Here is a 12874-nt window from a genome sequence, read left to right as displayed (position 1 = left end):
CGTCATCAGCGGTTCGCTGGCAAAACCCGGATTCGAAGTGGATAAAGATCCACGGGGCCGGGCGGGAAAATGACTCCACCAGTGAAATGCGTATCAGGTTTTTAGGAGCGCTGTAATGCCTGACATCTATCACTTCTTCCAACAGCTGGTTAATGGCATGACCATTGGCAGCACGTATGCCCTGATCGCCATCGGCTATACGATGGTCTACGGCATCATTGGAATGATCAACTTCGCCCACGGCGAGGTGTACATGATCGGCTCCTACGTGGCCTTTATCGCCATCGCCGGGCTGTCCATGATGGGACTCGACAGTGTTCCACTGTTGATGACCGCCGCTTTTCTCGCAACCATCGTCGTGACCAGTGCCTACGGTTACAGCATCGAACGCGTCGCCTACCGCCCCTTGCGCGGCAGCAACCGTCTGATCCCGCTGATTTCCGCCATCGGCATGTCGATCTTCCTGCAGAACACGGTTCTGCTGGCGCAAGACTCCAAGGACAAATCCATCCCCAACCTGATCCCCGGCAACTTCTCCATCGGGCCAGGTGGCGCACATGAAGTGCTGATTTCCTACATGCAAATCGTGGTGTTCGTGGTGACCCTGGTCGCCATGCTCGGCCTGACGCTGTTCATCTCCCGCTCTCGCCTGGGTCGCGCCTGCCGCGCCTGTGCCGAAGACATCAAGATGGCCAACCTGCTGGGCATCAACACCAACAACATCATCGCCCTGACCTTCGTCATCGGTGCTGCGCTGGCGGCCATCGCGGCCGTGCTGCTGAGCATGCAATACGGCGTGATCAACCCGAACGCCGGTTTCCTCGTCGGCCTCAAGGCCTTCACCGCGGCGGTACTGGGCGGCATCGGCAGCATCCCCGGCGCCATGCTCGGCGGGCTGGTGCTCGGTGTGGCGGAAGCCTTTGGTGCCGATATCTTCGGCGACCAGTACAAGGACGTCGTGGCGTTCGGCCTGCTGGTTCTGGTGCTGTTGTTCCGGCCAACCGGCCTGTTGGGTCGTCCGGAGGTTGAGAAAGTATGACTAGGAATCTTAAACAGGCGCTGTTCAGCGCCCTGCTGGTGTGGGCGGTGGCCTACCCGGTACTCGGTCTGAAGCTGACCATCGTCGGCATCAACCTCGAAGTGCATGGCACCAGTACCTCGACATTGATCACCATTGCCGTCTGCTCGGTACTGATGTTCCTGCGAGTGTTGTTCGACCAGCAGATCGGTGCGGCGTGGAAATCCTCACCGAACCTGCCAAAAATGCCGGCCAAGGCCAGTAGCTTCCTGACCCTGCCGACCACCCAGCGCTGGATCATCATTGCGTTGATCATCGGTGCACTGGTCTGGCCGTTCTTCGGCTCTCGCGGCGCGGTGGATATCGCCACGCTGGTGCTGATCTACGTGATGCTCGGCCTCGGCCTGAACATCGTGGTCGGCCTGGCAGGCCTGCTCGACCTCGGTTACGTCGGCTTTTATGCCGTCGGCGCCTACAGTTATGCGCTGCTGTCGCACTACTACGGTCTGAGCTTCTGGATCTGCCTGCCGATCGCCGGACTGATGGCGGCCACCTTCGGCTTCCTGCTCGGTTTCCCGGTACTGCGTCTGCGCGGTGACTATCTGGCGATCGTGACGCTGGGCTTCGGTGAAATCATCCGTCTGTTCCTGCGTAACCTCACCGACATCACCGGCGGCCCGAACGGCATCAGCAACATTCCGAAGCCATCCCTCTTCGGGTTGACCTTCGACAAGACGGCCGCAGAAGGGATGCAGACCTTCCACGAGTATTTCGGCCTGACCTACAACCCGGTGAACAAGGTGATCTTCCTTTACCTGATCGCGGTGTTGTTGTCGCTGTTCGCGCTGTTCGTCATCAACCGCTTGCTGCGCATGCCCCTGGGTCGTGCCTGGGAAGCGTTGCGCGAGGACGAAATCGCTTGCCGCGCGCTGGGCCTGAATCCGACGATCATCAAGCTCTCGGCGTTTACCCTGGGTGCCTGCTTCGCCGGTTTCGCCGGCAGTTTCTTCGCTGCCCGTCAGGGGCTGGTGACGCCGGAGTCCTTCACCTTCATCGAGTCGGCGACCATTCTCGCCATCGTGGTGCTGGGTGGCATGGGCTCGCAGCTGGGCGTCGTACTGGCCGCGGTCGTGATGATCCTGTTGCCGGAAATGATGCGTGAGTTCAGTGAGTACCGCATGCTGATGTTCGGCGCCCTGATGGTGCTGATGATGATCTGGCGACCTCAAGGTCTGCTGCCCATGCAACGTCCTCACATGGAGCTGCGCAAATGAGCCGCGAGATCCTGAAAGTCGAAAATCTGAGCATGCGCTTCGGCGGCCTGCTGGCGGTCAACGGCGTGGCCCTGACCGTGAAGGAAAAAGAGGTGGTTGCACTGATCGGGCCGAACGGCGCGGGCAAGACCACCGTGTTCAACTGCCTGACCGGTTTCTACAAGCCGAGCGGCGGCAGCATCGTGCTCGACGGCGAATCGATCGAAGGCCTGCCGGGCCACAAGATCGCCCTCAAAGGCGTAGTGCGCACCTTCCAGAACGTACGGTTGTTCAAGGACATGACGGCGGTCGAGAACCTGTTGATCGCCCAGCACCGTCACTTGAACACCAACTTCCTGGCCGGTCTGTTCAAGACCCCGGCGTTTCGCAAAAGCGAGCGCGAGGCCATGGAATACGCCGAATACTGGCTGGACAAGGTCAACCTCAAGGAATTCGCCAACCGTCCGGCCGGCACCCTGGCCTACGGTCAGCAACGTCGTCTGGAAATCGCCCGCTGCATGATGACCCGTCCGCGGATCCTCATGCTCGACGAACCGGCCGCCGGCCTGAACCCGAAGGAAACCGAAGACCTCAAGGCGCTGATCAGCGTGCTGCGTGAAGAGCACAACGTGACCGTGCTGCTGATCGAACACGACATGAAACTGGTCATGAGCATTTCCGACCACATCGTCGTGATCAACCAGGGCACGCCTCTGGCCAACGGCACGCCGGAACAGATCCGCGACAATCCTGAAGTGATCAAAGCCTACCTGGGGGAAGCGTAAATGCTGCAGTTCGAAAACGTTTCCACCTTCTACGGCAAGATCCAGGCCCTGCACAGCGTCAACGTCGAAGTCCTTCAGGGCGAGATCGTGACCCTGATCGGCGCCAACGGTGCCGGCAAGTCCACCCTGCTGATGACGCTGTGCGGTTCGCCGCAGGCGCACAGCGGCAGCATCCGCTACATGGGTGAGGAACTGGTCGGCCAGGAATCGTCGCAGATCATGCGCAAGAGCATTGCCGTGGTGCCGGAAGGCCGTCGGGTGTTTGCCCGACTGACCGTCGAAGAGAACCTGTCCATGGGCGGATTTTTCACCGACAAGGGCGACTATCAGGAACAGATGGACAAGGTTCTCGGACTTTTCCCACGCCTGAAAGAGCGCTTCAACCAGCGCGGCGGCACCATGTCCGGCGGCGAACAGCAAATGCTCGCCATCGGCCGGGCGCTGATGAGCAAGCCGAAACTGCTGCTGCTCGACGAACCGTCGCTGGGCCTGGCACCGATCATCATCCAGCAGATCTTCGACATCATCGAACAGCTGCGCAAGGACGGTGTGACGGTGTTCCTGGTCGAACAGAACGCCAACCAGGCGCTGAAAATCGCTGACCGTGCGTACGTTCTGGAGAACGGCCGGGTGGTGATGCAAGGCACCGGTGAAGCGCTGCTCACCGATCCGAAAGTGCGCGAGGCGTATCTCGGCGGTTGATCACGGAATCTGCTGCAAAAAATGAAATGCCCGCATCGAAAGTTGCGGGCATTTTTTTTGCTATTGACAGTATCGCCAACGATTATAAAAACCTGTCAAATCTGACAGTACCACCAGAAACCAGCCGGCTCGTAACATTCCATGGCGTAACAAACCTGATATCTGCCTGGAGATACAAACATGAGTAATGCAAACGACTACTGCAAACTCCACTACGCAAATGAGGTAATCGAATCAACCGTTCATGGAATAAGTCGTGGTTCTGACAAGTCTGATTATGTACATGCCGCCATTGTCCGAAACCAGACGCATACGTTTCTATTTAGCATGGTGCTCGGCCCCCGTACCAATGGTCCAGGGACTTATGAGTTTGGGAAGGATGACATTTTTGCGTATTTCATCGTGATCGAGAACGAGACGGGCAAGGTAGACAAAGGTGGAGCTATAACCGGGGGCATTCTACAACTCGATCAATATAGTTCAGGAGCATTAGTGCTTAGAGGTTCTGCCAGCAATTTATCAGGCGTTGACCAGCCACCGTTTAAAGGCGCGGAATTCAGAATCAACTCCGACTGGTGAACCTAGATAATCTTCTGTGTATAAAAATCAGATAAGCGTTCTCCTGCTCATTTCCCAACTGTGCAAAAGCCGCAGTTTGAGAGCAGAGAGATTGCGCCCAATAACAAACGGCCTTCGGGCCGTTTTTTTTGCCCGGCAAAAAAAATTTGTCGATCGCTGTAACGCATCGCCAGGTCGTTTCTCTAGTGGGGTAAGCAAGCGCACATCGCTTGTTCCAACCCAAGTTGAAACCGGAGAAACATCATGACTGCTACCACCCGCACCCTGTCCGCCACCGCCCTGGTTCTGGCCCTCGGTTCCGCCCTGAGCATGGCCGCCGTTTCGACCGTCCAGGCTGCCGACAACACCAACATGGAAAAATGCTTCGGCGTGGCCATGAAAGGTCATAACGATTGCGCCGCCGGCGCCGGCACCACCTGCGCAGGCACGGCGAAAATGGATTACCAGGCCAACTCCTGGAAGTTCGTTCCGAAAGGCACCTGCGCCACCACCGAAAGCAAAACCTCGCCGACCGGTTTCGGTCAGATGGAAGCCTTCAAGGCCAAGTCCTGATCCGGCGGCTGCCCGAGTGTCGATCATGATCACTTCCTGCGACCATGCCTCCACCCGCACTCGGGCAGCCCTCCCCGGGCTCCCGCCCCGTGCCGGGCTGGGGCTCAAGACCGGGCACTTTCGTGAAGTGCTCGGTTCTTTACCGGACATCGGTTTCTTCGAAGTCCACGCCGAAAACTACATGGTGGCCGGCGGCCCGTTCCATCACTTTCTGGGTTTGATCCGCGAGGCGTATCCGCTGTCGCTGCATGGCGTCGGCCTGTCCATCGGTGCAGAAGGCCCGCTGGATGTTCAACACCTCAAACGCCTGGCGGCGCTGATCGAGCGTTATCAACCCCAATCCTTTTCCGAACACCTGGCCTGGTCGAGCCACGGCCCGGTGTTTCTCAATGATCTATTACCCCTGGCTTACGACACGCTGACGCTGAATCGCGTCTGCGATCACATCGACCAGGTGCAGAACACTCTCAAGCGCCCGATGCTGCTGGAAAACCCGGCGACGTATCTGGCATTCCAGCGCTCGACGATCGACGAAGCGGACTTCATCCGTGAAGTCATCCGGCGCAGCGGCTGTGGTTTGTTGCTGGACGTAAACAACGTCTATGTCTCGTGCATCAACCATCAGCGCGATCCCCTGGCCTACCTCGACGCACTGCCATTGCACGCCGTCGGCGAGATTCATCTCGCGGGTTTTGCCGAAGATTCCGACAGCCTCGGTGATCGCTTGCTGATCGACGATCACGGCGCACCAATCGATCAGGCCGTCTGGTCGTTGTACCGGCAAGCGCTGGAACGCGTCGGCCCGGTTGCGACGTTGATCGAGCGGGACAATCAGCTGCCGGCCTTCAACGTGCTGTTTGCCGAGGCGCAACAGGCCGATGAGCTTCTGCGTTGCGCAGGAGGTCGGCGATGAGTATCCAAGCCACTTTCAGCGCAGCACTCCTCGACATTAGCCAGCCCTGCCCCGACGGTTTGTGCAGCGCCAATGGGGCCGATCCAGCCAGTCGATTCGCGGTGTACCGCAACAACGTGCAGGGTTCGTTGAGCAATGCACTGGCCGACAGTTATCCCGTGGTAATGCAGTTGGTAGGAGAGGAATTCTTCCGCGCCATGGCCGGAGTTTTCATTCAAAACCATCCACCACACAGTCCGTTGATGAGCGACTACGGCAGTGATCTGGCGGACTTCATCAGCGGATTCGAACCGGCGTCGAGCGTTCCTTACCTCGCCGATGTCGCGCGGCTGGAGCGCTTGCGCACGCTGGCCTATCACGCCGCCGATGCATCGCCGTTGAGCCAGGAACAGATTGCTGCTGCATTCGCTGATCAAGAGGCTCTGAGCAATCTGCAAATCGGTCTGCATCCTTCGCTGCATGTGCTCGATTCAGCCTTTGCCGTGGTGGATATCTGGGCCGCGCACCAGCACGACAACACGCTGGCCGGGATCGATCTGAATCACGCCCAACAGGCGCTGGTCCTGCGCAACGGCCTGGAGGTCGAGGTATTCGCCGTGGATCACGGCGCCAGCCAGTTCATTCGTCAGCTCAAGGCCGGCCTGTCACTCACTCAGGCGCTGGAATCTGCAGAAGCCTTCGATCTCAGCCAGACCCTGGCCCTGTTGATCAGCCGCCATGCCCTCACTCATTTCCACCCAAAGGTTTCGCCATGAACAGCCTCGTTGCCCGTGCCATTGCACTGCTGGAAAAAATCCCACACAGCCTGATCGCCTTCATCGCACGTTTTTCCATCGCGGCGGTGTTCTGGAAATCCGGGCAGACCAAGGTCGAGGGTCTGGCCATCGACCTGATCGACGGCACCTTCCAGATCGGCTGGCCGCACCTGGCCGACTCGACGATTCCGTTGTTCCAGAGCGAATACCACGTGCCGCTGGTGTCACCGGAAATTGCCGCTCACCTGGCAGCGTTCGCCGAACACTTCTTCCCGATCCTGATCCTCGTCGGCTTCGCCACTCGGTTTTCGGCGCTGGCATTGCTGGGCATGACGTTGGTCATCGAGTTGTTCGTGTACCCCGACGCCTACCCGACTCACGGCACCTGGGCCGCCGTTCTGCTGTACCTGATGACCACCGGGCCGGGCAAACTGTCGATCGATCATCTGATCGCCCGACGTTACCGCTGAAGCCGGTCCAACGCCTCGCCGCTGCGCTTGAACCAGCCGATCAGGTAGTCCGCCAGCACTTGGGTACGTTTCGGTAACCCGCCCTGATACGGATGCACCAGGTACATCGGCATGCGCCGGGTCTGAAAATCACGAAGGAGCCAACGCAATCGGCCGTCAGCCAATTCCGCCTGCAGCAGATAGGACGGCAAGCGTGCGATGCCGGCGCCGGCCAGTGCGGCTTTCTTCAACAGGTTGTAGTGATTGCTGGCGAACGGCCCCGATACCCGCACCCGCAACAATTCGTGCTGCTGGTGATACAGCCATTCTTCGCGACCGCTGTAATGACTGTTGAGCAGGCAACGGTGTTCGACCAGTGCCTGCGGTGTCAGCGGCTCGCCGAAACGCTCCAGATACGCCGGACTGGCACAGGTCATTTCCTGCCAGGCAAGCAAGGGCCTGGCTACCAGTCGCTCGTCGTTGGCGACTTCTGTGCGAATAGCCAGATCGAAGCCATCGCGGGAGAGATCGCGGTAGCTGTTGTTCAACTCCAGCTCGATCTGCACTTCCGGGTATTTCTGGGAAAACTCCAGCAACAGTCCATCAAAGAACGTTTCCCCCAGCGACACCGGCACCGTCATACGCACGGGACCGGCCATGTCGTCCTTCAATCGCGCCAATGCCTGACGCGCCCTTTCGACCTGGACTACAAGCGCCTGGGCCTGCGGTAACAGCGCCGCCCCCGCCGCTGTCAGGCTCAGCCGACGCGTCGTGCGCTGCAGCAACACCACGGAAAACCGCGTTTCCAGCTGACTGATGCGCTTGGACAACTGCCCCTTGCTGCACCCCAGTTGCTGCGCCGCCAAGGTAAAACTGCCCGCCTCGATCAACACCGCGAACGCCGCCAGATCATCCATCTCGCTCATGGATTGTTTCCATTTGAAAACCAAAGGTTGCCCATTAGCGCGCTTATCAGCGGAAAAAACCACTCTAGACTGAAACCTCGTTCAATCACTTGAGGCAAGCACGATGAAAATTCTGTTGATCGGCGCAGGCGGCACCATCGGTTCGGCCGTGGACAAAGAACTGTCGCAGCGTCACGACGTCATTCGCATCGGCCGCAGCAGCGGCGATTTCCAGGTGGATATCAGCGACAGCGCATCGATCCGCAAGCTGTTCGAAAAGACCGGCAAGTTCGACGCCCTGGTGTGCGCCGCCGGCAACGTGACCTTCGCCCCACTGGGTGAAATGAACGAAGACAGCTTCGCCCTCGGCCTGAAAGACAAACTGATGGGCCAGGTCAACCTGCTGCTGATCGGCCGCGAGTTCGCCAACGATGGCGCGTCGTTCACCTTTACCACCGGCGTACTGAGCCACGACCCGATCCGCAGCGGTGCTTCGGCTGCACTGGTCAACGGCGCGCTCGACAGCTTCGTCCGCGCCGCCGCCATCGAGCTGCCACGCGGCCTGCGCGTAAACTCGATCAGCCCGACCGTGCTGGTGGAAGCCATGGGCAGCTACGCCCCGTACTTCCGCGGCTACAAACCGGTTCCTGCGGCGGATGTGGCATTGGCCTACGCCAAAAGTGTCGAAGGCTTGCAGACAGGTCAGACATTTCACGTGGGTTGAAAACCTCGGCATGCGGCGCTGGGCCAGTGTCGCATCAAGGTGTCAAAGGCTCCAGCAGCGTGGGCAACAGGTCCCTTGCGACCTCGCGCGGCACGCTTATCCTCAGGCTCGGGCCTTTGATCACCGATTGAATCGTCGCGTTCGACACTTGAACGCCGTTGATGGACAACTGCAGGCGCTGATGCATTCCCTCAGTCGTCACCCGCTCCAGGCGACGCTGCGCCTCCGGGCTCAACGTGACATTGAGCATGACGGCCTGCGGATTCGGATCATCATTTCGTCTGAACTCTAGGTTCATTTCGGAAAAGTCCGCACCGGATGAAAAAGCAATGTCAGCCGCTATCGACTGCAGCGACGCCATCATTCCCATTGCCGCCAACAGCAACCTGCCTGATCCTTTCATAACGCCTCTCCTCTCTAAAAGGCGGACAAGGTACGGCCAAATACCCTTCGTCCCGACTCCCAAAGTTAAGCCAAATGTTTCCAGTACGTGGCAAGTCCAACTCATGGTTGTGATAAGCGGTCAGCCTGCGTAACGTGGCGGCACTTGTCTGGAGAGCCAAAGATGCGTGTTGCCCGTTCCTTGATCGTTGTTGCCCTGCTCCCTCTGTTTGCCGCGTGCCAGTTGTTCGATGGCGCGCGGGAAAGCGCCTCCCACGTCGGCCAGACGCGGATGCAGGGGCAACTGACCGCTGCCGACGGCAAACTGGTGTTCCAGGCTTGCGGCGAGCAGCGCCAATACGTGGTCAACGACATCGGCGGTACCAGCGTCCTGCAAGAGGCCGCCACGCTGGCCGATCAACAGGGCAAGCTGTTCGCCGACGTGCGCGGAAAGATCGCCGGTGACCGCCTCGACCTGACCCAGTTGTATCGCGTCGAACGTTCCGGCACTGCCTGCGATGATCCGAACTTCAAGCAACTGATCCTGCGCGCTGCCGGCCATGGCCCGGAATGGAACGTCAAGGTCAGCGGCAAAGGCATGGTCATCGACCGCGAAGGCCAGCCACCGCTCGCCGTGCCCTACGTCGAAGAACAACTGGGCGACGGCCGTTTCAATCTCAGCAGCGAAGCCAACAACCAGCGCCTCGAGCTGTGGGTGGCGCCGCAGCGTTGCGTCGACAGCAACACCGGCAGCGTGCAGCACATGAGTGCCGAGCTGCGGATCGACGGCAAGGTGCAGCGTGGTTGCGGGTATTTCGGCGGTTCGCGCAACGACTGATCGTTTTACCCTCACGGGATCCGGCCGTTGCGGCTTATAATCGCCGCCTTCAAACGCCCTGGCGCAGTTGTGCGCCCCGCGAACCGGATCCTGTCATGTTACGAATCACTGAACTCAAGCTGCCGATCGACCATCCCGACGAAGACCTGCGCGTTGCCATCGTGCAACGCCTGGGCATCGCCAGCGATGACCTGCTCGATTTCACCTTGTTCAAGCGCAGCTACGATGCGCGCAAAAAGTCCTCCGAACTGTGCTTCATCTACACCATCGACCTCGAAGTGCGCGACGAGGCGAAAGTGCTGGGCAAGTTCGCCGATGACCGCAACGTCAACGTGGCGCCGGATGTCAGCTACAAATTCGTCGGCCAGGCGCCGAGCGACCTGAGCCAGCGTCCGATCGTGGTCGGTTTCGGCCCGTGCGGAATCTTCGCCGGCCTGCTGCTGGCGCAGATGGGCTTCAAGCCGATCATCCTCGAACGCGGCACCGAAGTACGTCAGCGCACCAAGGACACCTGGGGCCTGTGGCGCAAAAGTGTGCTCAACCCCGAGTCCAACGTGCAGTTCGGCGAAGGCGGCGCGGGCACGTTCTCCGACGGCAAGCTGTACAGCCAGATCAAGGATCCGAAATTCCTCGGCCGCAAAGTCTTGCACGAGTTCGTCAAGGCCGGCGCCCCGGAAGAGATTCTTTACGTCAGCAAGCCGCACATCGGTACGTTCCGTCTGACCGGCATGGTCGAGACCATGCGTGAAGAGATCCGCGCCCTGGGCGGCGAAGTGCGCTTCCAGGAGCGCGTCACCGACGTGCTGATCGAAGACGGCCAACTGGTCGGCGTCGAGCTGGCCAGCGGCGAAACCCTGCATTCGAAACACGTGGTCCTGGCCCTCGGCCACAGTGCCCGCGACACCTTCCGCATGCTCCACAGCCGTGGCGTGTTCATGGAAGCCAAGCCGTTCTCGGTGGGTTTCCGTATCGAGCACCCGCAATCGCTGATCGACCGTGCGCGACTGGGCAAGTACGCCGGTCACCCCAAGTTGGGAGCCGCCGACTACAAACTGGTGCACCACGCCAAGAACGGCCGTTCGGTCTACAGCTTCTGCATGTGCCCGGGCGGCACCGTGGTCGCGGCGACTTCCGAGCCGAATCGCGTGGTCACCAACGGCATGAGCCAGTACTCGCGTAACGAACGCAACGCCAACTCCGGCATCGTCGTCGGCATCACCCCGGAAGTCGATTATCCGGGCGGACCGCTGGCCGGGATCGAGTTGCAGGAGCGTCTGGAGTCCCACGCCTTCATCCTCGGCGGCAGCGACTACAAGGCGCCAGCGCAACTGGTCGGCGACTTCATCAACGACATTCCTTCGACCGAACTGGGCGAAGTCGAACCGTCGTACAAACCGGGTGTAGCGCTGGGCGATCTGGCTCTGGCGTTGCCGGATTTCGCCATCGAAGCGATTCGCGAAGCGTTACCGGCGTTCGAGAAGCAGATTCGCGGTTATTCGTTGCACGATGCGGTGCTGACCGGGATCGAGACGCGCACCTCGTCGCCGCTGCGCATCACTCGTGATGAGACGCTGCAGAGCATGAACGTCAAAGGTCTGTTCCCGGCCGGTGAAGGCGCGGGTTATGCGGGCGGGATTCTGTCGGCGGGTGTTGACGGGATTCGCATCGCGGAAGCTGTCGCACGCGACATCCTCGGTCTGAAAGACTGATCTGCAATACCTGAAACAATGCAAAAACCTGTGGGAGCGAATTCGCTCCCACAGTCGTATTCGGCGTCAGATATTGGCACGCAGAACCGAGGCTGGCAGCGCTTCACCCTTCTCGGCACTCGCTGCCACCGCCGCCATCAACCCATCCAGCTCATAGCCCTGCGCCTTGAGCCACGCCTGATCGTAATACGTGTCCGCGTAGCGCTCGCCGCCGTCGCACAGAATCGCCACGATCGACCCCGACTCCCCCGCCGCTTTCATCTGCTGCGCCGCCATCAGCGCGCCGATCAGGTTCGTCCCGCTCGACCCACCCACATGCCGCCCCAGACGCTGCGCCAGGTAATGCATGGCCGCCAGCGACAAGGCATCCGGCACCTTGACCATCGCATCGATCACCTTGGGCAGGAACGACGCTTCCACCCGTGGCCGGCCGATGCCTTCGATCCGCGAACCGTGATCCAGACGCAAGCTGGCATCGCCGGTCTGGTAAAAGTCGAAGAACACCGAACGCTCGGCATCGGCACACAGCACGCGGGTGCAATGTTGGCGATAGCGCACATAACGGCCGAGGGTTGCGGTGGTGCCGCCGGTGCCGGGGCTGGAAATCAGCCAGGCCGGGCACGGGTGCTGCTCGTAGCGCATCTGCTGGAAGATCGACTCGGCGATGTTGTTGTTCGCCCGCCAGTCGGTGGCGCGTTCGGCGTAGGTGAACTGGTCGATGAAGTGCCCATCGTGTTCGCGGGCCAGACGTTCGGATTCGGCGTAGATCTGGGTCGGATCGTCCACCAGATGACTCTTGCCGCCATAGAACGCGATCTGGGCGATCTTCTCCTTGGACGTGGTCGCCGGCATCACCGCAATGAACGGCAGCCCCAGCATCCGCGCGAAATACGCTTCGGAAATCGCCGTCGAACCACTGGACGCCTCGATCACCGGCGCGCCTGGCTTGAGCCAGCCGTTACACAAGGCGTAGAGAAACAGCGAACGGGCCAGACGGTGCTTGAGGCTGCCGGTGGGATGGCTGGACTCGTCCTTGAAGTACAACTCGATGCCCGGGAACCCCGGCAGCGGCAAGGGGATCAGGTGCGTGTCGGCGCTGCGCTGGAAGTCAGCTTCGATGATCCGGATGGCTTCGCGGGCCCACTGTCGGTTGTCGCTCATGGCTGTTGATCTCGTTGAATCGGGCAGAAGTGCCTTCACAGGCTCAGCCCCCAAGCTTAGGAAAAAACCTACGGCACCGACAGATACAGCTGAGCTTCAATCCCTTGGGCAACTGCTAGGCTCTGCTGCACGTCGACTGGGCGCTCTGTA

General features: G+C 60.1%; 15 protein-coding genes. 12 read left to right on the top strand and 3 right to left on the bottom strand.

Annotated features, from left to right (window positions below):
- Nucleotides 1-115: 115 nt before the first annotated feature.
- From livH to AC1RME_RS19160, 9 genes are all read left to right on the top strand, one after another.
- A complete protein-coding gene (gene livH, locus AC1RME_RS19200) occupies nucleotides 116-1039 on the top strand; it encodes a high-affinity branched-chain amino acid ABC transporter permease LivH (RefSeq protein WP_085729918.1) in 924 nt (307 codons plus the stop codon).
- The gene (locus AC1RME_RS19195; RefSeq protein WP_096819505.1) at nucleotides 1036-2292 is read left to right on the top strand and encodes a high-affinity branched-chain amino acid ABC transporter permease LivM; all 1257 of its coding nucleotides are present in this window, start codon (nucleotides 1036-1038) and stop codon (nucleotides 2290-2292) included. Before livH ends, AC1RME_RS19195 begins: the two co-directional genes overlap by 4 nt.
- Nucleotides 2289-3056: a high-affinity branched-chain amino acid ABC transporter ATP-binding protein LivG gene (livG, locus tag AC1RME_RS19190; protein ID WP_096819506.1), complete on the top strand. Its 768-nt coding sequence runs from the start codon at nucleotides 2289-2291 to the stop codon at nucleotides 3054-3056. Before AC1RME_RS19195 ends, livG begins: the two co-directional genes overlap by 4 nt.
- Nucleotides 3057-3758, top strand: coding sequence for an ABC transporter ATP-binding protein (locus AC1RME_RS19185; RefSeq protein WP_493091631.1), 702 nt, complete (start codon nucleotides 3057-3059; stop codon nucleotides 3756-3758). It abuts the gene before it with no gap.
- A gap of 180 nt (nucleotides 3759-3938) precedes the next feature.
- Nucleotides 3939-4337, top strand: a complete 399-nt coding sequence (locus AC1RME_RS19180; RefSeq protein ID WP_493071770.1) for a hypothetical protein — start codon at nucleotides 3939-3941, stop codon at nucleotides 4335-4337.
- 243 nt (nucleotides 4338-4580) lie between these two features.
- Nucleotides 4581-4889, top strand: a complete 309-nt coding sequence (locus tag AC1RME_RS19175; protein ID WP_096819509.1) for a BufA1 family periplasmic bufferin-type metallophore — start codon at nucleotides 4581-4583, stop codon at nucleotides 4887-4889.
- 25 nt (nucleotides 4890-4914) lie between these two features.
- On the top strand, nucleotides 4915-5802 hold the full coding sequence (gene bufB, locus AC1RME_RS19170; protein ID WP_493091630.1) for an MNIO family bufferin maturase: 888 nt from the start codon (nucleotides 4915-4917) through the stop codon (nucleotides 5800-5802).
- Nucleotides 5799-6557 carry an HvfC/BufC N-terminal domain-containing protein gene (locus tag AC1RME_RS19165; protein WP_493091629.1) on the top strand — a complete coding sequence of 253 codons (759 nt, stop codon included), beginning with the start codon at nucleotides 5799-5801 and terminating at the stop codon, nucleotides 6555-6557. Before bufB ends, AC1RME_RS19165 begins: the two co-directional genes overlap by 4 nt.
- Nucleotides 6554-7027: a DoxX family protein gene (locus tag AC1RME_RS19160; protein WP_102621489.1), complete on the top strand. Its 474-nt coding sequence runs from the start codon at nucleotides 6554-6556 to the stop codon at nucleotides 7025-7027. Before AC1RME_RS19165 ends, AC1RME_RS19160 begins: the two co-directional genes overlap by 4 nt.
- Here AC1RME_RS19160 and AC1RME_RS19155 read toward each other — a convergent pair.
- The gene (locus AC1RME_RS19155) at nucleotides 7018-7932 is read right to left on the bottom strand and encodes a LysR family transcriptional regulator (protein ID WP_102621490.1); all 915 of its coding nucleotides are present in this window, start codon (nucleotides 7930-7932) and stop codon (nucleotides 7018-7020) included. The genes AC1RME_RS19160 and AC1RME_RS19155 overlap by 10 nt on opposite strands.
- Before the next feature lie 103 nt (nucleotides 7933-8035).
- Between AC1RME_RS19155 and AC1RME_RS19150 the strand changes: the two genes are divergently transcribed.
- A complete protein-coding gene (locus tag AC1RME_RS19150) occupies nucleotides 8036-8635 on the top strand; it encodes a short chain dehydrogenase (RefSeq protein WP_096819514.1) in 600 nt (199 codons plus the stop codon).
- A 34-nt stretch (nucleotides 8636-8669) separates the two neighbouring features.
- Here AC1RME_RS19150 and AC1RME_RS19145 read toward each other — a convergent pair whose 3' ends face one another.
- The gene (locus AC1RME_RS19145; RefSeq protein ID WP_493091628.1) at nucleotides 8670-9038 is read right to left on the bottom strand and encodes a hypothetical protein; all 369 of its coding nucleotides are present in this window, start codon (nucleotides 9036-9038) and stop codon (nucleotides 8670-8672) included.
- A gap of 162 nt (nucleotides 9039-9200) precedes the next feature.
- Here AC1RME_RS19145 and AC1RME_RS19140 point away from each other — a divergent pair, with 162 nt between their 5' ends.
- Nucleotides 9201-9854 (top strand): COG3650 family protein, encoded by a 654-nt coding sequence (locus tag AC1RME_RS19140; protein ID WP_096819516.1) that lies wholly within the window; start codon nucleotides 9201-9203, stop codon nucleotides 9852-9854.
- A gap of 95 nt (nucleotides 9855-9949) precedes the next feature.
- Nucleotides 9950-11563 (top strand): NAD(P)/FAD-dependent oxidoreductase, encoded by a 1614-nt coding sequence (locus tag AC1RME_RS19135; protein WP_493071758.1) that lies wholly within the window; start codon nucleotides 9950-9952, stop codon nucleotides 11561-11563.
- A gap of 66 nt (nucleotides 11564-11629) precedes the next feature.
- On the opposite strand, the gene AC1RME_RS19130 is transcribed toward AC1RME_RS19135, so the two are convergent.
- Nucleotides 11630-12724, bottom strand: coding sequence for a PLP-dependent cysteine synthase family protein (locus AC1RME_RS19130; RefSeq protein WP_096819518.1), 1095 nt, complete (start codon nucleotides 12722-12724; stop codon nucleotides 11630-11632).
- Between the last annotated feature and the right edge of the window lie 150 nt (nucleotides 12725-12874).

The organism is Pseudomonas sp. GW822-FHT03F08 (genome assembly GCF_058801265.1).
Note: the sequence above shows the minus strand (reverse complement) of the source record. Positions and strands in the feature narration are given on the sequence as shown.